Source organism: Gordonia hirsuta DSM 44140 = NBRC 16056 (assembly GCF_000333015.1).
Lineage (GTDB): Bacteria > Actinomycetota > Actinomycetes > Mycobacteriales > Mycobacteriaceae > Gordonia > Gordonia hirsuta.
Map to the genome: position 1 here is coordinate 1 of NZ_BANT01000036.1, position 19,187 is coordinate 19,187.

15 protein-coding genes and 1 tRNA gene are annotated in these 19,187 nt (G+C 69.2%); 3 read left to right on the top strand and 13 right to left on the bottom strand.

Translation table 11 applies throughout. The features are described from left to right. The first annotated feature begins 127 nt into the window (after positions 1–127). Entirely contained in the window at positions 128–745 is a 618-nt protein-coding gene (locus GOHSU_RS16350; RefSeq protein ID WP_005942108.1) for a DUF4870 domain-containing protein, read from the top strand. 86 nt (positions 746–831) lie between these two features. Here GOHSU_RS16350 and GOHSU_RS12180 read toward each other — a convergent pair whose 3' ends face one another. The 4 genes from GOHSU_RS12180 to GOHSU_RS12195 form a co-directional block, all read right to left on the bottom strand. After that, a complete protein-coding gene (locus tag GOHSU_RS12180; RefSeq protein WP_005942110.1) occupies positions 832–1,926 on the bottom strand; it encodes a hypothetical protein in 1,095 nt (364 codons plus the stop codon). A 27-nt stretch (positions 1,927–1,953) separates the two neighbouring features. Continuing rightward, on the bottom strand, positions 1,954–2,517 hold the full coding sequence (gene dcd, locus GOHSU_RS12185; protein WP_005942112.1) for a dCTP deaminase: 564 nt from the start codon (positions 2,515–2,517) through the stop codon (positions 1,954–1,956). 88 nt (positions 2,518–2,605) lie between these two features. Continuing rightward, a tRNA-Gly gene (locus GOHSU_RS12190) sits at positions 2,606–2,679 on the bottom strand. Between the two features lie 52 nt (positions 2,680–2,731). Then, positions 2,732–4,120 carry a lipase family protein gene (locus GOHSU_RS12195; RefSeq protein WP_005942114.1) on the bottom strand — a complete coding sequence of 463 codons (1,389 nt, stop codon included), beginning with the start codon at positions 4,118–4,120 and terminating at the stop codon, positions 2,732–2,734. A 181-nt stretch (positions 4,121–4,301) separates the two neighbouring features. Here GOHSU_RS12195 and GOHSU_RS12200 point away from each other — a divergent pair, with 181 nt between their 5' ends. After that, positions 4,302–5,192: a bile acid:sodium symporter family protein gene (locus GOHSU_RS12200; protein ID WP_005942115.1), complete on the top strand. Its 891-nt coding sequence runs from the start codon at positions 4,302–4,304 to the stop codon at positions 5,190–5,192. Positions 5,193–5,209: 17 nt separating this feature from the next. On the opposite strand, the gene GOHSU_RS12205 is transcribed toward GOHSU_RS12200, so the two are convergent. From GOHSU_RS12205 to GOHSU_RS12235, 7 genes are all read right to left on the bottom strand, one after another. Continuing rightward, positions 5,210–6,748, bottom strand: coding sequence for an MFS transporter (locus GOHSU_RS12205; protein ID WP_005942116.1), 1,539 nt, complete (start codon positions 6,746–6,748; stop codon positions 5,210–5,212). Beyond that, positions 6,745–7,335, bottom strand: coding sequence for a TetR/AcrR family transcriptional regulator (locus GOHSU_RS12210; protein WP_005942117.1), 591 nt, complete (start codon positions 7,333–7,335; stop codon positions 6,745–6,747). The genes GOHSU_RS12205 and GOHSU_RS12210 overlap by 4 nt, the downstream gene beginning before the upstream one ends. Positions 7,336–7,522: 187 nt before the next feature. Beyond that, positions 7,523–8,320 carry a MerR family transcriptional regulator gene (locus GOHSU_RS12215; protein WP_005942119.1) on the bottom strand — a complete coding sequence of 266 codons (798 nt, stop codon included), beginning with the start codon at positions 8,318–8,320 and terminating at the stop codon, positions 7,523–7,525. A gap of 165 nt (positions 8,321–8,485) precedes the next feature. Then, a complete protein-coding gene (locus GOHSU_RS12220; protein ID WP_005942121.1) occupies positions 8,486–9,613 on the bottom strand; it encodes a PDR/VanB family oxidoreductase in 1,128 nt (375 codons plus the stop codon). 1 nt (position 9,614) lies between these two features. Then, on the bottom strand, positions 9,615–10,511 hold the full coding sequence (locus GOHSU_RS12225) for a metal-dependent hydrolase (RefSeq protein ID WP_005942123.1): 897 nt from the start codon (positions 10,509–10,511) through the stop codon (positions 9,615–9,617). Positions 10,512–10,520: 9 nt separating this feature from the next. Further along, positions 10,521–12,290 carry an SDR family oxidoreductase gene (locus GOHSU_RS12230; protein WP_005942126.1) on the bottom strand — a complete coding sequence of 590 codons (1,770 nt, stop codon included), beginning with the start codon at positions 12,288–12,290 and terminating at the stop codon, positions 10,521–10,523. Between the two features lie 148 nt (positions 12,291–12,438). Further along, on the bottom strand, positions 12,439–13,692 hold the full coding sequence (locus tag GOHSU_RS12235) for a pyridoxal phosphate-dependent aminotransferase (protein ID WP_005942128.1): 1,254 nt from the start codon (positions 13,690–13,692) through the stop codon (positions 12,439–12,441). A gap of 64 nt (positions 13,693–13,756) precedes the next feature. Here GOHSU_RS12235 and GOHSU_RS12240 point away from each other — a divergent pair, with 64 nt between their 5' ends. Next, complete coding sequence (locus GOHSU_RS12240; RefSeq protein WP_029760106.1) at positions 13,757–14,644, top strand: exodeoxyribonuclease III; 888 nt, start codon at positions 13,757–13,759, stop codon at positions 14,642–14,644. A 17-nt stretch (positions 14,645–14,661) separates the two neighbouring features. Here the strand turns inward: GOHSU_RS12240 and GOHSU_RS12245 are convergent, their stop codons facing one another. Together GOHSU_RS12245 and GOHSU_RS12250 are read right to left on the bottom strand one after the other, a co-directional pair. Next, entirely contained in the window at positions 14,662–15,555 is an 894-nt protein-coding gene (locus tag GOHSU_RS12245; protein ID WP_005942132.1) for a type IV toxin-antitoxin system AbiEi family antitoxin domain-containing protein, read from the bottom strand. A 276-nt stretch (positions 15,556–15,831) separates the two neighbouring features. After that, the gene (locus tag GOHSU_RS12250; RefSeq protein WP_005942134.1) at positions 15,832–19,095 is read right to left on the bottom strand and encodes a (Fe-S)-binding protein; all 3,264 of its coding nucleotides are present in this window, start codon (positions 19,093–19,095) and stop codon (positions 15,832–15,834) included. Between the last annotated feature and the right edge of the window lie 92 nt (positions 19,096–19,187).

Genomic DNA, 19,187 nt, shown 5'->3' on the forward strand with positions numbered 1-19,187 from the left:
GCCGCCGGCCGGGCCGTCGCCGGGGCCCGGGTAAGCTGACCGGAATCGTGAGGGCTGCCGGACGCGCCGGCCGCACCCGCGCAGTAGTGGCAGAAGTTCAGCAGAGGCCGCAGTAAAGGAGCAGCTCATGACCACGCCCTCGCCCGATACGCCGTCCGGTGACACCGGAGGTGAGCAGCAGTTCCACGGCTCGGGGCATGTGCCGCCACAGCCGGACCACGCCCCGCCGCCGGGCTACACCCCGCAGCCGCCGGCGCCGGAGTACGGCAGCACGCCGCAGGCCTACCCGACTCAGCCCGGCTACGCTCCCCAGCCGGGCTACCCGCCCCAGCCCGGGTACCCGCCCCAGCCGGGCTATGCCCCGCAGCCGGGCTACGGCGCCCCGGGCGGCTACCTCCCGCAGGCCGGTTATCCGGTGGCCGTGCCCGAAGCGCGCGGCAATGTGCAGCTGAACTACTGGCTGTCGGTGTTCTTCACCTGGATCCCGGCGCTGATCTACTACCTGATCGACAAGGACAAGGGCGACGCGCAGCTGACCGCCTACCAGAAGGCGAATATGAACTTCGCGCTGCTGCGCGTGTTCGTGGCCATCTTCATGCTGATCCCGTTCCTCGGCTGGATCGTCGGCGGTATCGCCGCGATCGTGCTGTTCGTCCTGCACATCGTGGCGGCGGCCAAGGCACCCGGGGCGTACGAGCGCGGCGAGGAGCCGCCGTTCGCCTTCAACATCTCGCTGATCAAGTAGCAGCGCAGACCCCCGCGACGGCGGGAGACCCCGCGGGGTCTCCCGCCATCGTCGTCTCTGAGGGGGTGCCGGTACGCGGGGAGGTCTTAGCCGATGACGATCGGCGGCAGCCCGGGGATGGGGTTGGGGATCGTGCGGCGCGGCGGTCGCGGTTTGGGTTTGGGTTCGGGTCCCGGCGGGGCCTCGGAGGTCCGCGAGGTCGACGGCGCCGGGCTGGAGGTCGCCGAGGAGGTGGGCGGGCTGTACCGCTTCATCGAGGACCGAGCCGCGCGGACGTCGGCCGGCTCGGCAGCGGTGACCACCGTGGTCTCGGCGTTCTGCTCGACGACGTCGTCGCCGGGCGCGCTGGGGCCGGCCGTCGAGGCGGCTACGGGCGGCTCCTTCTTGCTGCTGCTGCCGCCGAGGGTCGCCATCGCCACTCCGACTCCGGCTGCGGCGGCCAGCACGGCTGCCGCAGCCGCGATCACCAGGCGTCCCCGCCGCGAGATCGACGGATCGAGATCCGCCGCATCCAGGGACGTGCCGCCGTCGGCACCGATCAGGCCGGTCTGCGCGTTCCCGTCGTCCTCGGCTGCGGCCCAGGCCAGCGACGGCGGACCGGCAGGCACCGCATCGAGTAGGCCGGTGCTGGCCTCGTCGCCGGCGTAGGTCGCCGGGAACTCGTCGTCGGGCAGCAGCAGGGCGAAACCGCGGTCGGTCAGCGCCTCCCACAGGCCCGGCCACTCGTCGGTGCCCGGACCCAGGAAGATCGCGGCGACCGGTTCGCGGCCGGCCAGTTCGACGAGCAGCCCGTGGGTGCGGTTCACCTCGGGCACCGTCGCGGCCATCACCGTGTCCAGGGAGATCGTCACCAGCCGCAGCTTGCGGGTGCCCATCAGCATGGCGCTGTCGCGGTCGATCAGCCGTTCGCGGGCGCGCCGGCACACGTCCAGCAGCTCGGCGAACACCGCCGGATCCTCGGCGTCGGGCACCGCCTCGCTCTGGCGCAGATAGGAGGCGATGCGCAGATCGAGCACGGCCGGGGTGATGCGCGGTTCGGTGGCGGTGGCTGCCACGGTCAGATCCGGATTCAGCCGGGCGGCCCACAGGCCGGTGTCGCCGAAGTCCAGTGCCAGCACGACGCCGGCCGCCTCGCCGGGGATGGCGAAGTCGGTGAGCCAGGAGGGCGTGGGCACGGTCATCGTTGTTCTCGCTGCTGGTCGTCGTCGCTACTGGAAGTTCAGATACGCCCGGGACGGCGTCGGACCCCGCTGGCCCTGGTACTTGGATCCGGCCTGCGCCGAGCCGTACGGGTTCTCCGACGGCGAGGAGAGGCGGAACAGGCACAGCTGACCGATCTTCATCCCCGGCCACAGGGTGATCGGAAGGTTCGCCACATTCGACAGCTCGAGGGTGATGTGCCCGGAGAACCCGGGGTCGATGAACCCGGCGGTGGAATGGGTGAGCAGCCCCAGCCGGCCCAGCGACGACTTGCCTTCGAGCCGCCCGGCCAGATCGTCGGGCAGAGAGCAGATCTCCAGGGTCGACCCGAGCACGAACTCGCCCGGATGCAGCACGAACGGCTCACCGTCGGCGGGCTCGACCAGCGTGGTCAGCTCGTCCTGGCGCTGGGCCGGGTCGATGTGGGTGTACCGGGTGTTGTCGAATACGCGGAACAGCGAGTCCAGCCGGACGTCGACGCTGGACGGCTGCACCAGCCCGGTGTCGTAGGGATCGATCCCCAGCCGCCCCGCCTGGATTTCCGCACGGATGTCGCGGTCAGAGAGAAGCACGTCGTCGAGATTATCCGATCTGCGCCGCCGATGCCCCTTCGGTGCTGGTCAGAGCGGAACCCGCGGGGTGTGCGGAGAAGGGTGGGGGTGGAGCCGGCGACGGGAATCGAACCCGCACTCTCAGCTTGGGAAGCTGATGTTCTACCACTAAACTACGCCGGCCTGCCAGGCCGTCGGCCTCGCGAGACATACCCTAGCAAATCCGCCGCCGGGCTCAGCTGCGCGGGCACCCGCTGCGGGCCGGTCTGCCCTCGAGACGGTCGGCCAGCCACTGCGTCGCCTCCGGGTAGGCGATAACCGCCGCCGACAGGTGTTCGCCGGGGACCTCCCGGTAGGTGGCGTTGGCGCCGAGCCGGCACTGCTGGGCGTACAGGTTGCGGGCGCCTTGGGCGGGGATCCAGATCTCGTGGGTGCCGTGGTAGATGTACAGCGGGGTGGCCGAGCGATGATCGGCCAGTTCGGTGGCGGTGTAGATCTTCTCGGCCAGGGCCGAGTTGAACGGATCCTTGTCCTTGGACAGCAGCTGCGCGGGCAGCTGGAAGGGCCCGGCCAGACCGTAGGAGGAGCCGCAGGCGTTGCGGAAGTCCGACGTCGCCAGCTGGGCGCCCAGGTTGTTCATCGTCTCCAGCAGCTCCGGCCGTTCGCGGGCCACCCCCAGGGTGGCGGCCAGCATCACCCCGGTGGCGAGGTTGGCGTTCATCGCCCCGGCCAGCATCCGGAAGTCGGCGGGCACACCGCCCAGGGCCGCGCCCACGACCCGGTCTGTCAGGTCCGGCGCGTACTGGCCGAGGACCTTCGCGGTGCCGTTGGTGGCGATCGCGCCGCCGGAGTAGCCGGTCACCGCGACCCGGCTCTGGGCGTACTTGGCCGGGGCGTACTTGGCCGCCGCCCGGATCGAGTCGAGCACCACGTGCCCGGCCAGGGTCGGTTCGGCGTAGGCCTGCCGCGGCCCCTCGTGGTCGGGGACGATCACGGTGTAGCCGCGCGAGAGCGCCAGCTGCGTGGTCGGCGGGAACAGGTCGGTCTGGTTCGTCTTATCGGAGAAGCCGTGGGCCAGGGTGTAGCCGGCGGTGCACTCGGTTCCCAGACCGTTGATCGGCACATTGTTCACCAGGATCGGCCGGGGGCCACGGCCGTGCCACGGCGCCTGCGGCTCGATGATCGTGGCGGTGGCGAAGATCGGCTGTCCCTGGACGTCGGTGGACCGGAACTTCACCAGATGCGCCCCGGCGATCGGCACGGTGACCAGGAATCCGGCGGTGGAGGTGATGTCGCGGACCGCGAGCACATCGCCGTTGGCGCGGGTAGCCAGCCGGGCCGGCCAGCGGTCGAACATCGGATCGCCGACCGGATCGGGCAGGACCGCCTCGCGCAGCTGCAGGGTCGAGCGCGGGTAACCGGGGGCCTGGGCGCGCTGGGGGATGGTCGTGGGCCGCGGATAGGCCGCCGGCGGAACCAGCCGGTCGACGCCGTCGATCACCTCGCCGGGCAGGGGCGCCAGATTCGGCGGGGTGGGATCGGCGTGGACGGGTGCGGCGACGGCCGCCAGCGTGGCGACGGTGGCGGCCAGGCCGAGGACGGTGCGGAGGGGCGTGCGTCGCATGGGCCGATTTTATCGATGTCGGCGGCCCCCGGGCTCGATGGGCGGACAAACGCGGCGGAGCCGATCTGCCGGTCCCGGCCGCCGGGATCGGCGCGGAAATCGCGCCAATCTGGCAAATCGTGCAACCGCACCTCCCGGACGTGTGAGGGTGGGCCAGGACGAGAAGAAGAGGAGGTCCTCGGTGCAGGATTCGGCGCTGATCACGACCGGTTTGCCGATCGCCCTGGCGATCATCATGTTCGGGCTGGGCTTGTCGCTGCGGGTGGCCGACTTCGCCCGCGTCGCGCGGTCGCCGCGGGCGGTGATCGGGGCACTGGTCCTGCAGGTGCTGATCCTGCCGGTGATCGCCTTCGCGCTGGTGCTCGGTTTCGGGCTGCCGCCGCTGCTGGCCGTGGGCGTGATGTTGCTGGCCGCCTCGCCCGGCGGCACCACCGCCAATCTGTTCAGCCACCTGTTCCGGGGCGACGTGGCCCTGAACATCACGCTGACCGCGATCAACTCGGTGCTGGCGGCGTTCACCATCCCGTTGATCACCAACCTGGCGATCGGCTACTTCGATGCCGACGGCACCCTGGGACTGCAGTTCGGCAAGGTGGTGCAGGTGGTGGCGATCGTGCTGGTTCCGGTGATTGTCGGCATGATCGTGCGGGCGCGCTGGGCCGACTTCGCCACCCGCGCCGACCGGCCGGTCCGGGTCTTCTCCATCGTGGTGCTGGTGATCGTCACCGTCGGCGCGATCGTCGGCGAACGCGAGAACATCGTCGACTACGCCCGCCAGGTCGGACTGGTGACCGGGCTGTTCTGCCTGATCAGCCTGGCTGCCGGCTACGGGCTGTCGCGCCTGCTGCGGCTGTCCCAGGGGCAGGCGATCGCCACCTCGATGGAGGTGGGCATCCACAACACCACGATCGCGCTGACCATCGCGTTGAGTGTGCTCGACAACGTGATGGTGGCGATCCCGGCCGCCGTCTACTCGATCCTGATGTATCTGATCGCGCCCGCCTTCGGCTGGGCGGTCAGCCGCGGCCGGGTCGACCGGGCGGCCGAAGAGCCGGTCCCACTTCCGCAGTAGCCGGCTGCCGGGAGCGGTCAGTGCTGCATGTCGATGTCCAGCCCGCGCGGGGTCAGCAGGTAGACCGCCGCTGCGGCCAGCGCCAGCAGGATCATGCCGACCAGACCCACCTGGGCGATCGCCTCGGTGAATCCGGCTGCGGCTGCTGCGGCCAGTTCCGGTGAGCCGGTCTGCTGGGCCACCTCCATCGCCTCGGCCAGCGAAGCGTCGGCGCCGGGGAACTGCGTGCCGATCCGGCTGGTGAAGACGACGGCGGCGATGGTGCCCAGCAGGGCCACACCGAAGACGTTGCCCAGGTCGTAGGCGGTCTCCTCGATCGCCGCGGCGTTCCCGGCCTTCTCCTGGGGACTGCCGGACATGATCATCGCCGAGCCGATGGCCAGGGCGCCGGCGCCGGCCCCCTGCAGCAGCATCGCCGCGGCGACCCACGCATAGCTCAGCGGCTCCGGGGCGAAGTAGAACAGCGCGAAACCGGCCGCCGGCAACAGCAGTGCCAGTCCCATCACGGTGCGGGCGCCCATCAGGTCGACCAGGCTGCGGGCCGGGATGGCGGTGAGGATCGCCCCTGCGGCGAACGGCAGCAGCCGGTAGCCGGCCTGCGACGGGGAGAAGCCTTCGACCAGCTGCAGCCACTGGGCCAGCAGCAGCAGTCCGCCGCCCATCGCCAGCATGGAGAACAGTGCCGCCAGCACCCCGGCGGTCAGCTGCGGGCGCCGGAACAGGCGTACGTCCAGCAGCGGGTCGGGCCGGCGCAGACACCGCAGGACGAACAGTGTCAACGCGATGGCCGCGACGGTCAGGCCGATCCAGGCCGGGGCGTTGCCCAGACCGTCGGCGACATAGTGTTTGCCGAACTCCTTGATCGACCACACCAGAGTCGCCACGCCGCCGACCGCCAGCAGCGTGCCGGGCAGGTCCCAGGAGCCGGAGGCGGCCACGCGCGATTCGGGGAGCAGATACAGGGCGGCGACGACCGCGATGACCATCGGCGGCACGTTCACCAGGAACGCCGCATGCCAGGAGAAGTGCTCGAGCAGCAGCCCTGCCACTATCGGCCCGACGGCCGCCCCGGCGGCCGAGACCGCGGCCCATACGCTCAGCGCCAGGGTGCGCTCGCGCGGATCGGTGAACACCACCCGCAGCATCGACAGGGTGGTCGGCATGATCATCGCGCCGCCCAGACCCAGCAGGGCGCGCAGCCCGATCACCGCGGCCGAGGAGCCGGCCCACAGGACCAGCAGGGAGGCGAGGCCGAACAGGGTGAAGCCCAGGATCAGCAGCAGCCGCCGGCCCCAGCGGTCGGCCAGGGCGCTCATCGGGATGAGCAGGCCCGCCAGGATCAGTGAGTAGGCGTCGACCATCCACAGCTGCTGGGTGGCCGAGGGTTTCAGGTCGGCGCTGATCGACGGCAGGGCGACGTTCAGGACGGTCAGATCCATCACGACGGTCAGCAGCGCGACCGACAGGACCATCAGCGAGGCCCAGCGCCGCCAGGCGGGCATGGGTTCGCGCAGGGTGCCGTCGGGGGAGGTGGCGGGGGCGTAGAAGCCGATCACGGGTGCTCCGATCGGGCCGGGTCGGCCGGGCGATTCATCAGGGTGCGGGCGAGGTTTTCGATCACGGCCGAATCCAGGGCCTGCTCGTGCAGTGCGGCGTGCAGGCTGGCGCCGTCGACGAAGACGGCCATCATCCGGGCGGCGGCCGGATCGGTCAGGGTGCTCAGGATCTGCACCAGGCCGTCGAACCAGCGCCGGGTCAGGCCGACGAGTTCGGGGCGTTGCACGGCGGCGACGTAGAGGGCGATCTCGGTGCGGACCCGATCGCCGTCGGACAGGTACTGGTGCAGCAGCCGGGCCACGGTCTCGGGGCGCCGGTCACTGGCCGCCAGCAGCTGCTCGGTGTACTCCAGGTCCCGGTCCACCTCGTCGGCCAGGTGCTCCAGGCCGGCGGTCATCAGATCGTCGAGGGTGGCGAAGTAGTAGGTGGTCGATCCCAACGGAACCCCGGCGCGCTCGGCGACCATCCGGTGGGTGATCTTGCCGTCGCCGGTGCGCAGCAGGTCGGCGGCGGCCGTGATCAGCTGATCGCGACGGTTGCCCCCGCTGCGGCTATCGCCGGGGCGGTCGGCGGCGGGACGGGACATCGAGGCTCCTGACGGGTGCGACAATGTGTACAAATGTACATGTACATTTGTACACATCGGCAGCCGTGCACGTCAGACGGGGTATCTCGGGGAACGGGCCACCGGTCGATCGGCCGCCGGGCAGCGAGCAGCTGGGAGACGGGCTACTGGGCGGCGGTGTACTGGGAGGCGGTTTACTGGGCGGCGGTTACTGGTCGGCGGGCTGCTCGGTATCGCGGCGGGTGCGGGCGATGGTGAGGTAGTCGTCGAGCTGGCGGGTCAGTTCGCGGTCCAGGGCCCGGTTGAGCGAGTTGTGGGCGGTGACCCGGCCGGTGCGGCGCAACTGCTGGATGAACGAGGCGGCCCAGTCCGACTCCTCGTCGCTCTCGGGGATCCAGCCGTCGAAACGGCCCTCGGTGATCGCCGCACGGCCGGCGGTGACCAGCGTGCGTGCCGCCACCTCCAGGTCGGCATCCAGGCGGCGCTGCAGACCCAGGATGTAGGCCAACGGGATGCCGATCGCCAGCAGGTCGCGGTAGGCACCGAGGGTCTCGGTGTCGTTGATCAGATAGTGCGTGGGCGCGCCCGGGCCGGTCCCGTTCCCGGCGTGCTCGTCGACGATCGGCTCGATCAGCCCGCGCTCCCGCAGCTGCTGCAGGATCTCCGGTTCCGGATCGCCGAGAAATTCCAGCAGCTTGCCGGTGGTGACACGCTCGGTGGGGGTGCGGGCGATCGGTTCGGTGATCAGGCTCTTGAGGCCCAGGACCTCCACCAGATCGTCGCCGCGCTGCAGCCCGGACAGGAACTCGCCGATGTGGGTCATCGTGAACCCGCGCTTGAGCAGGTCGTTGATCACCTTGAGTCGCTTGAGATGGGTGTCGGTGTAGATCGCGATGCGGCCGCGCCGGATCGGGCGCGGGATGAGCCCGCGATCCTGATAGCCGCGAACATTGCGGACCGTGGTGTCAGCGGCCCGCGCCAGGTCGTCGATCCGGTATTCGGTCATACCGACCATTGTCGCAGAACGGCCCGGCGCCCCGGGCACGGATGCAGGCGCCCCGGCATCAGGCGCCCCGGCATCAGGCGCCCCGGCATCAGGTGCTCCGGTATCAGGTGCTCCGGTATCAGGTGCGCCGGTGTCCGGCGCCTCCGGTGTCAGACAGCTCCGGTGTCAGGCATCGACGGCCAGCACCGGACCGTTGCAGCGGGAGACGCACGGCAAGAAGTAGCCGGCCGCGCGCTCGGGTTCGGTGAGCAGACCGTCGCGGTGGTCCACCTCGCCGGAGGTGGTGTGCATCTTGCAGGTGCCGCAGAAGCCCTGCTGGCACGAGTAGGGCACATCGGGCCGGACGGTGCGGATCGCCGTGAGCACCGACTCGTCGGCGGCCACGGTGAGGGTCTCACCGGTGGAGTTGAGGACCACCTCGAAATCGGTGCCGTCGAGGATCGGCGGCGGGGAGAACCGCTCGAAGTGCAGTTCCACATCGCCGCGCCCGACCAGGTGGGTGCGCAGGTTCTCGAGCATCGGCACCGGGCCGCAGCAGTAGATCGCCAGACCGGCATCGTCGTCGTCGATCGGCCCGACCAGCTCTTCCATGGTGGGCAGGCCGTCGACGTCGTCGGTGCGGACGGTGACCCGGTCGCCGTAGCGGGCGAGCTCGTCGATGAACGGGATCGACTCGGGGGAGCGGCCGGAATAGATCATCGACCACTCGATACCGAACCGGTCGGCCAGCGCGAGCATCGGCAGGATCGGGGTGATCCCGATCCCCGCGGCGACGAACCGCAGCCGGCGGGCCGAGGAGCCGTAGCCGGGCAGCACCAGCGGGAAAGCGTTGCGCGGTCCGCGGATGGTGACCGTATCGCCGACCGCGAGGGTGTCGTGCACCTCGATCGAACCGCCGCCGCCGTCGGGGATGCGGCGCACCGCGATCCGGTAGGTACGACGGTCCCCCGGATCACCGCACAGCGAGTACGAGCGCATCCGGCCCGAGGCCAGGTGCAGATCCAGGTGGGCGCCCGGACGCCACTGCGGCAGCACCTGCCGGTCGGGGGCGGCGAAGGTCAGGGCGATGACGTTCTCGTCCTGGGCGACCACTTCGCGGTCGATCAGCTCCAGCTGCAGGGCATCGTCGTTGCTGGCCAGCGGGCGCAGCCGCTCCAGCGCACCCCAGAAGGGGAACCACGTCTTGCGCAGGCCGGTGGTGACCCGCATCAGCGGGTCTCGGCGCCACCGGCCGTACAGATGCGGCGGCTCGGTGGTCATATCGGTGGTGTGCTCGTGGAAGATGTGGTTCATCTCAAGCCGCCTGGCGTGCTCCGGGGGAGGAGGCGAGGTAGGCCACGGCCTGGGCGGTGTCACCGATGTCGTGCGGGACGAAGCCCGGCTTGAAGTAGGTGAAGGTGGCGCCCAGCAGGTGGCGGATCTTCGGCAGCACCCCGGCGCGGCCGCCGCGCCAGTAGCCGGTGAACTTGCCGACCGGGCCGATGTCGACGGACTCGTCGGCGTTCATGATGAATCGGAAACCGCGGACCATCAGCAGCGCCAGGAACGGCAGGGCCAGCGACATGGCCCGGCCGCGGTGCAGCATGCTGTCGTTGAAGTAGGCGGCGGCGTCGTGCGCGACCGCCCGGTGCTCGACCTCCTCGGCGCCGTGCCAGGTGAACAGGTCGGTCATGTTCGGGTCGGCACCGACCTGCGTCCACCGGCAGTTCAGGGCGAAATCGCCCAGGATCGCGGTGTAGTGCTCGATCGCCGCGATCAGCCACAGCCGCTCGATCAGGTGCTTCTGCTGCTGCTCGGGGGTGCCGCCGTCGCGGGGCCCCAGCACGCGGCGGAAGATCCACTGCATCTGCTGCTGGTAGGCGGTGGTGTCGATGCCGTGGCGGTCCAGCCACTCCTCGACGGCGCGGTCGTGCGCCTCGGCGTGCATGGCCTCCTGGCCGATGAAGCCGCGCATGTCCGCGGCCAGGGCCTCGTCCTGGATCATCGGCAGAGCCTCGTTGAAGGTCTCGACGAACCAGCGCTCGCCCTCGGGCAGGAGCAGGTTCAGCGCGGTGATGAAGTTGGACGCGACCGGATGGCCGGGGATCCAGTGCAGCGGCGACTCCGACAGGTCGAAGCGCACATTGCGGGCGTGCAGTTCCACCTTGCCCGGATCGGTGCCGGGGGTGGAATGGGTCGGCTGCGTGGTCATATCGGTCTCCTACTTCGCAAGCTTGACTCGCGCGGCCAGGCGCGAGCCCCAGGGGAACAGTCGGTACGAGAGGTACCCGAACTTGGCTTCCGGGGTCACCGGGACCACGGCCTTGTTCGCCAGGATCGCCTTGACGATGTCCTTGGCGACCTTGTCGGGGGTGAAACCGCGGCGGGCGTAGAAATCGTCGATCCGCTTGCGGTTGCCGTCGGCGTCCTCGAGCCCGACGATCTCGGTGGTCGAGGTGATGTTGGTGTGCACGATGCCCGGGCAGATGGCGGTGACGCCGATCTTGTAATCGGCCAGTTCGGCGCGCAGGGACTCGCAGAACATCAGCACACCGGCCTTGGTGGCCGAGTACAGGGCCATATCGCGCTGCGGGGTGAACGCCGAGGCCGAGGACAGGTTGACGATGTGGCCGCCGGTGCCGCGCTCGACCATCTGGCGGCCGAAGGCCCGGCTGCCGGCGATCACGCCGCGCAGATTGATCGCCAGGATGCGGTCGACCTGCTCCTCGGAGGCGGCCAGGGCCGAACCGGCCAGGGCGATGCCGGCGTTGTTGACCACGATGTCGGCGACACCGTGGGTGCGGCGGACGCGCTCGGCGAACTCGTTGACCGCCTCGGTGCTGGAGACGTCCAGCTCGTAGACGGTGGCCAGCACGCCCTTGGCCTTGCACTCGATGGCGGTCTCCTCGGCGGAGGCGGCGTTGATGTCGGCCAGCACCACCTCGCAGCCCAGTTCGGCCAGCGCGTAGGCGGTCTCCCGGCCGATGCCGCTGCCGGCGCCGGTGATGACGGCCAGCTTGCCGCCCAGCTTCTGCGCCGGGCCCAGGCGGCGCGCCCGGTCGATGGTGTTGGGGGACGAGGACGTGCCGTCCTCGATCATCTGGATGAACTCGCGCGCCGACTCGGACAGGTAGTCCGGGTTGGTGTACGGCAGCCAGTGGCCGGTGTCGGAGTTCTTGCGCCACAGCTTGTTCGCGTGCTCGTGGCTGCGCGAGTAGATGGCCGGACGCAGGGCGATATCGCGCTCGTTGACCAGCTCCAGCACCGGGATGGTGGTCGGCCGGGGATCGGGCTTGGCCAGCTTCTCCCGGATGTTGGCGCTGTAGAAGCGCAGCCCGGAGATCATGTCTTCTTTGAGGGTCGGCGCGAACGAGACGTTCTCGCGCGGGGTGCCCTCGACCGCGTGCAGGAACTCGGTCCAGATCTTCTCCGAACCGAAGGCGTTGAAGAAGGCCTGCGGCAGCACCGGCACCTGGAAGAAGGCGGTGTAGGCCGAGGAGGCCAGCTGCGAGAGGGCCCGGCCCAGATTGCCGGGGGTGGGATTGGTCAGGTTCCCCTGAGCCCACTCGCCCAGGTAGTCCAGGTTCGGGCCGGAGACCGAGGTGAAGCTCTTGATCTTGTCCTGGGCGCCGGGGGTGGTGACCGCTTCCCAGAGCTGCACGCTGCCCCAGTCGTGGCCGATCACGTGCACCGGCTCACCGGGGCTGACCTCGTCGATCACATCGAACAGATCCGAGGCCAGGTGCTCGAGACGGTAGGCCGACACCTCGTCGGGCCGGGTGGATTCGCCGTAGCCGCGGGTGTCATAGGAGATCACGCGGAAGTGCTCGCCCAGTGCGGGGGCGACGTGGTCCCACAGATGGTGGGAGTCCGGCCAGCCGTGCACCAGCACCACCGTCGGCCGCTCGTCGGCGGCATCGGGGGCGTCCAGGTGGAAGACGGCGAGTTCCACGTCGTCGTTTCGGACCGTGGAACGATTCCAGGTGACCATGCTCAGACCCTCCTGTGGGTTGCTCGATGGTTTGGACGTTACCACCGGTCACAGGAAAGTGTTAGCAATAGTTAGCGCTTTCTTATGCGCATCCGGCATATCACTGCCGGGGTGCAGATGTGATCTGCGTCATCGTCCCAGGTCACGATTACTGGCGATACGAGGACAGGAAGTTGCCGATGCGGTCGATGGCCTCGGCCAGATCCTGCGCCCACGGCAGCGTGACGATCCGGAAATGCGCGGTGTCGGGAAGATTGAACCCGCTGCCCTGCACCACCAGGATCTTCTCCTGCAGCAGCAGGTCCTGGACGAACTTCTCGTCGTCGTGGATCTCGTGCACATTCGGATCCAGGCGGGGGAAGGCGTAGAGCGCGCCCATCGGCGTCACACAGCTCACCCCCGGGATCTCGTTGAGCTTGTCGACGGTGACGGTGCGCTGCTCGTGCAGCCGGCCGCCCGGGGCGCAGAGGGCATCGATCGACTGGTAGCCGCCCAGGGCCACCTGGATGGCGTGCTGGCCGGGCACATTGCTGCACAACCGGGTCGAGGCCAGGGTGCGCAGGCCCTCGATGAACCCCGTTGCATGCCCCTTGGGTCCGGTGATCACCACCCAGCCGGCGCGGTAACCGCAGACGCGGTAGGCCTTGGACAGACCGTTGAAGGTCAGCACCAGCATGTCCGGGGCCAGCGAGGCGATAGAGGTGTGCACGGCGTCGTCGTAGAGGATCTTGTCGTAGATCTCGTCGGCCAGGATCAGCAGCGAGTACTCGCGTGCGATGTCGACGATGCCCTTGAGGACCTCGGGGGAGTAGACCGCACCGGTCGGGTTGTTCGGGTTGATCACCACGATCGCCTTGGTGCGGCTGGTGATCTTCTCGCGGATGTCCTCGAGGCTGGGATTCCAGTCGTTGTCCTCATCGCACCGGTAGTGCACCGGGGTGCCGCCGGACAGGGCGGTCATCGCCGTCCACAGCGGGTAGTCCGGCGACGGGATGAGGACCTCGTCGCCGTCGTTGAGCAGCGCCTGCATGGTCATGGTGATGAGCTCGGAGACACCGTTGCCCAGCAGGACGTCGTCGACGTCGAAGTAGGGGAAGTCCTCGATGGTCTCGTACCGGGTGACGATCGCGCGGCGGGCCGGCAGGACGCCCATGGAATCGGAATAGCCCTGGGAGAACGGGAGGGCGTGGATCATGTCGCGCATGATCACGTCCGGAGCCTCGAAACCGAACAGTGCGGGGTTGCCGATGTTCAGCTTGAGGATCCGGTGACCCTCGGCCTCCATGCGCGCGGCGTGCTCGTGCACGGGGCCACGGATCTCGTAGCAGACGTTCTTGAGCTTGTCGGACTGCTCAAGGGTGCGCAGGTTCAGGTTCGGGTGCGAAATACGAGGGCGGCTCACAGGGTCCATTCTGTCAGTCCGGGCAAATGGATTACGCATCACCGGATACGGCAGGGTGGTGGGCATGACACAGGTCACGGGTACGGGATGGTTCGAGGTGGCCGCCTTCAACGTCAACGGGATCCGCGCCGCACGGCGGCGCGGTTTCGACCGGTGGCTGGCCGAGCGTGCCCCGGAGGTGCTGGCGATCCAGGAGTTGCGGTGCGGGCCAAGCGATGTCGGGGAGTTCCCCGGCTATCACGCGGCGGTCGACACCGGCTCGATCCCCGGCCGCAACGGGGTGGCGATCCTGACCCGGCAGGCCCCGGCGGCGGTGCGCAGCTGGGCGCTGGTCCCGCCGCGTGCCCGCGGTCTGGCGGCCTTCGCGCACGAGGGCCGGTACCTGGAGGTGGATCTGGCCGACCGGCCGCTGACGGTGGCCTCGCTGTACCTGCCCAAGGGCGGGCTGCCGGCGCACCTGCAACGACCCGGGTCCCTGCGGGAGAAACCCGACGGCGGCGCCAAGTTCGACCGCAAAATGGGGTTTCTGGCGGCCTTCGGGCGCGAACTGGAGCGCAACCGGCGTGCCGCGCTGCGCGCCGGGCGGGAGTTCCTGCTGGTCGGGGACCTGAATGTGGCGCACCTCGAGCACGATGTCACCAATTGGCGGCCGGCCCGCAAGATGGAAGGTTTTCTGCCCGAGGAACGCGCGTGGTTCGGCTCGATCACCGGGCCGCGCCGGCTGGTGGACGTGGTGCGCGCGCTGCACGGGGACCGGCCCGGCCCGCTGACCTGGTGGAGCTGGGCGGGCGAGAGCTTCACCAAGGACGTCGGCTGGCGGATCGATCATCAGCTGGCCACACCGGGGCTGGCCCGCCGGGCGCTGTCGGTGACCGTGGACAAGGAACCCGCACCGCAGCAGCGGCTGTCCGACCACGCGCCGCTGGTGGTGCGCTACGCCGACCCGGGCTGATCGGCGGCGTTACGAAGTCAGCGGCGCAGCGCCAGGGCGGCCGCGATCTGGGCGATGCAGTCTTCCGGCTCCTCGGTCAGCTGACGCCAGGTGAACGACAGGGTGAGCCAGCCGCGTGCGGCCAGCATCGCGGTCTTGGCGTTGTCTGCCTCGAACCGGTCGCGGTCCCGGTGGTAGGCCCAGCCGTTGACCTCCACGGCGATCCTCTCTGCCGGCCAGGCGACATCGATCCGGCGCCCGCCCAGCGGATACTGCAGGGTCCACCCGGTGATCTGGTGCAGGCGCAGCAGTTCGACCAGGACCCGTTCGGCTTCGGATTCGGCCCCGGCCACCAGCGTTCCCAGCAGCGTCCGGCCCTTGCCGTTACCGTGCATGCCGCGGTTGCGGTCCAGGCATTGCGCGAGTCCTTCGAGTGTCACCGTCTCCTGCTGCAGTACCCGATCGAGGAAACCGGGCGGATCGGCGACGACGTCCAGCGCCCCGAGGACGGTGAGTTCGGCGCCGGTCACCGCCAATCCGCGCAGTTCAAGAAGGTCTTCGGCCGGAATCGATCGGTGCAGGAGGCTGGCCTTGTCCGGCAGATCCGGCGAGCGGTGCGTGGTGCGGGGCACGCAGATGGTCAGCGGCTGGGGGAGCGTCGGCAGCATGCCGTGCCACCAGGCGGCGGTGGACCGATCGGCGACACTGCGCCGGTGTGCCCAGACCGCGGCCCGGACCCGGGAGTCGTCGGTGTGCAGATGCTGGCGCGACAGGAAGACCCCGCGCGCGAAGGCCTCCCAGTGCCCCGACTTCACGCGGCGGTAGATCTGCCGGTCGGTGAGACCGCAGGAGCGGGCCTGCGCGAGGGTGATGACGCCCTGGTTCTGGGCGAGGGTGTCGTTGAGCGAGTCCAGATCGATACCGGTTCCCATGTGAATTAGACGCATGCCGCCCCGGCCGCGGTTCCCTCGCCGAATCCACACTCCGTTCCCGACCGCTGGGGTCGGAAACGGAAGACGACTCACCGGTAGGGGACGGGGATGAACCGGTACAGCCCGGATCGGCTCCGAATTCGGTCGTGGTCCGGCAGTCGGTCGTGGTTCGGCGGTCGGTTATGGTTCCGCAGCCGGTCATGGGGATCGGCGGATACGAAGAGGCCCGGACTCCGTATGGGGAGTCCGGGACTCTGTCGAATCTGGCCGGCCGGATTACTTGCCGGGCCGCTTCTTGCCTCCCGGCATACCGAAGCCCTTGGCCTTGCCTTCGGTGGCTGCAGTCTCGGCGGCCGCGGTCTCGGCGGCGATCGCCTCGTCGGCGACCTCGGCGACCGACTCGGCGGCCTCGCCTGCGGCGGTGTCCTCGGTGGCGGGTGCGTCAGCGAGGGTGGTGTCCTCGATCGGCTCGGCCTCGGGAACCGCGGCAGCCTCCTCGGCCGGTGCGGCAGCCGGCTTGGCGGCACCGGGCTTCTTGAGTCCGCCGCCGGGCTTCTTCAGGCCGCCGGCCATACCGAAGCCCTTCGCCTTGCCTTCGGTGGCTGCGGTCTCGGCCGCCTCCGAGGTCTGCTGCTCCTGCGCGGCCTCGGCCATCGCGGCCGCACCGGGATCGACGGCCTCGATCTCTTCGGCGACCGCCTCGTCCACCGGTGCCGGTTCAGCCGGCGCCGCGGCGGGTTTGGCGCCACCGGGCTTCTTGACGCCCGGCTTCTTCAGGCCACCGGCCATACCGAAGCCCTTGGCCTTGCCCTCGGTCGGCGCGGTCGTGGTGACACCGCCCTCGGCTTCGGCAGAGGTTTCGACCGGCTGCGCCGGTGCCTCGGTCGCCGGAGCACTGGCCTGCGGTGCAGCAGCGGCACCCGGCTTCTTCAGACCACCCGGCTTCTTCAGACCGCCGGGCTTCTTGAGTCCACCCTTCGGGGCACCCAGACCACCGGCTGCCGGCGTGGCCGGAGTCGCGGTCTCGGCAGCCGCGGCCGGAGCGGCCCCGCCCGGCTTCTTCAGGCCGCCGGGCTTCTTCAGGCCGCCGGGCTTCTGCAGGCCACCCTTGGGAGCCAGACCACCTGCGGCGGCAGGCTTGGGTGCAGCGGCCGGTGCGGCCGCGGCCGCCGGTGCGGCAGCCTTGACCGGTTCGGGTTCGGGTTCCGGCTCGGGCTTGGCCTTGGGGATCGGGCCGTGGAAGTTGGTGCCGCGCGTGGTCTCGATGGCCTGGGCGCGCTTGACGCCTTCCAGGATCATCTGGGCCACATCGACGACCTCGACCTTGTCTTCCGTCTCGGTGCCGGCCGTCTGGGCGTCGACACCGTCGGTCAGCATCACGCGGCAGAAGGGGCAGCCGGTCGCGATCAGCTTGGTGTCGCCGTTCTCCGACGATTTGGTGGTCGAGAGCGTGTCGAGCGCCTCGTCGACGCGGTCGACGTTGATGCGCTTGCCGACCTGCTCCTCCATCCACATGCGGGCACCACCGGCGCCACAGCACATCGAGCGCGAGCCGTGACGCGGCATCTCGGTGAGAGTGGAGCCGGAGGCCTCCATCAGTTCACGTGGGGCGTCGTAGATGTCGTTGTGCCGACCCAGGTAGCAGGGGTCGTGGTAGGTGACCTCACGGCCGCCGATCGGGGCGACGGTCACCAGGCGCTTCTCGCGCACCAGCCGGTTGAGCAGCTGGGTGTGGTGGACCACCTCGTACTTGCCGGCGGCGACCTCACCGCCGCCGAGTTCGGCGACCTGCGGGTACTCGTTGTAGATCGCGTTGAAGCAGTGCGCACAGGTCACGACGATCTTGCGGCGCTGCTGCGGGGCGGTGCCGAACAGTTCGTTGAAGGTCTCGATGTTCTGCTGCGCCAGCATCTGGAACAGGAACTCGTTACCGGCGCGGCGGGCCGAGTCGCCGGTGCAGGTCTCGCCCTGGCCCAGGACCATGAAGTCCACGGCGGCGATGTTCAGCAGTTCGGCCACAGCCTTGGTGGTCTTCTTGGCGCGGTCCTCGTAGGCGCCGGCGCAGCCGACCCAGAAGAGGTACTCGTAGCCCTCGAAGGATTCGACGTCCTGGCCGTAGACCGGAACGTGGAAGTCCAGCTCATCGATCCAGGCGGTGCGCTGGGACTGGTTCTGGCCCCACGGGTTGCCCTTGTTCTCCAGGTTCTTGAACAGGCCGGCCAGCTCGGTCGGGAAGTCCGATTCGATCAGAACCTGGTAGCGGCGCATATCGATGAAGTGGTCGATGTGCTCGATGTCGACCGGGCACTGCTCGACGCAGGCACCACAGGTGGTACAGCTCCACAGGGCTTCGGCGTCGATGACGGCGCCGGTGGTGCCCTCGGAGTCGCCGACCAGCTTGCGGTCGGCCATCGCGCGGGCCTCGGCGGGGATCTTGGCCAGGGCGGCCTCGTCCGGGTTTCCGTCGGCGTCGACCAGGCCGACCTCGTTGCCCTCCATGTCCTTCTTGCCGCCGGCGATCAGATAGGGCGCAGCGCCCAGCGCCTGGTCTCGCAGCGACATCATCATCAGCTTGGGCGAGAGCGGCTTGCCGGTGTTCCAGGCCGGGCACTGGCTCTGGCAGCGGCCGCACTCGGTACAGGTGGTGAAATCCAGCAGGCCCTTCCAGCTGAAGTCGTCGATCTTGCCGGCGCCGAACGAGTCGGCGTCGGGATCGGCGTTCTCCATCTCCAGCACCTTGCCGTTGCTGGTCATCGGCTTCAGGGCGCCCAGGGCCGGACGGCCGTCGGACTCACGCTTGAAGAAGATGTTCGGGAAGGCCGAGAAGCGGTGCCAGGCGACGCCCCAGTCGATGTTGTAACCGACCACGGCCAGCCAGATCATGCCGCTCATCAGCTTGATGACGGCGGCGCCGGTGACCCAGTAGGTGGAGCAGCCAGCGAACAGCTCGGCGAAGTAGTGGGTGAAGAACGACGTCCAGATCGGCGGATTCTCCAGGCCGGAGGCGATCTTGAAGGTCTTCACGAAGATCATGCCCAGGCCCTCGATCAGGACCACGAGCTCGACGAAGTAGGCGGCGCGGAAGTCCGAACCGGTGAACCGGGACAGGCGCTTGGGCATCCGCGGGCTGTTGAGCTGGCGGATGATGATCAGGGTGGTGATACCGATGACGGTGCCCAGGCCGAGGATCTCGTCGGCGAAGATGTAGATGTTCCAGGAGCCGATGATGGGCCAGTGGAAGCTCGGGTCGAAGATCTGGCCGTAGGCCTCGAACCAGAAGATGGCACCGAGCAGGAAGCCGAACATGACCAGCCAGTGCGCCCAGCCGACCGTCCGGAACTTCACCATCCGGGTGTGGCCGACGAACTCCTTGAGCATGGTCCACAGGCGTGAGACCGGGTGCGCGAAGCGGTTCTTCTCGACCTTCTCGCCCTGGGCGATCGCGCGGACCATCTGGCCGACGCCCCGCAAGAAGATCGCCCAGCAGAAGAGACTGATGATCGCTGCGATCGTTCCGATCACAACCGTGGTGGTCGTCATGGAAAGTCCCGGCCTTTCTTTCAGGTCACTACCACAGCTCGACGCCGTGCCCACCGGAGGCATCGGCACAAGCCCAGTCGTCTGTTACGGCT

What these genes read in the sequence shown, in the direction of transcription:
- GOHSU_RS16350 (WP_005942108.1), top strand. Translation starts at nt 128, where the DNA reads ATGACCACGCCCTCGCCCGATACGCCGTCCGGTGACACCGGAGGTGAG.
- GOHSU_RS12180 (WP_005942110.1), bottom strand. Translation starts at nt 1,926, where the DNA reads ATGACCGTGCCCACGCCCTCCTGGCTCACCGACTTCGCCATCCCCGGC.
- GOHSU_RS12195 (WP_005942114.1), bottom strand. Translation starts at nt 4,120, where the DNA reads ATGCGACGCACGCCCCTCCGCACCGTCCTCGGCCTGGCCGCCACCGTC.
- GOHSU_RS12210 (WP_005942117.1), bottom strand. Translation starts at nt 7,335, where the DNA reads ATGTCCCGTCCCGCCGCCGACCGCCCCGGCGATAGCCGCAGCGGGGGC.
- GOHSU_RS12215 (WP_005942119.1), bottom strand. Translation starts at nt 8,320, where the DNA reads ATGACCGAATACCGGATCGACGACCTGGCGCGGGCCGCTGACACCACG.
- GOHSU_RS12220 (WP_005942121.1), bottom strand. Translation starts at nt 9,613, where the DNA reads ATGAACCACATCTTCCACGAGCACACCACCGATATGACCACCGAGCCG.
- GOHSU_RS12225 (WP_005942123.1), bottom strand. Translation starts at nt 10,511, where the DNA reads ATGACCACGCAGCCGACCCATTCCACCCCCGGCACCGATCCGGGCAAG.
- GOHSU_RS12230 (WP_005942126.1), bottom strand. Translation starts at nt 12,290, where the DNA reads ATGGTCACCTGGAATCGTTCCACGGTCCGAAACGACGACGTGGAACTC.
- GOHSU_RS12240 (WP_029760106.1), top strand. Translation starts at nt 13,757, where the DNA reads ATGACACAGGTCACGGGTACGGGATGGTTCGAGGTGGCCGCCTTCAAC.
- GOHSU_RS12245 (WP_005942132.1), bottom strand. Translation starts at nt 15,555, where the DNA reads ATGGGAACCGGTATCGATCTGGACTCGCTCAACGACACCCTCGCCCAG.
- GOHSU_RS12250 (WP_005942134.1), bottom strand. Translation starts at nt 19,095, where the DNA reads ATGACGACCACCACGGTTGTGATCGGAACGATCGCAGCGATCATCAGT.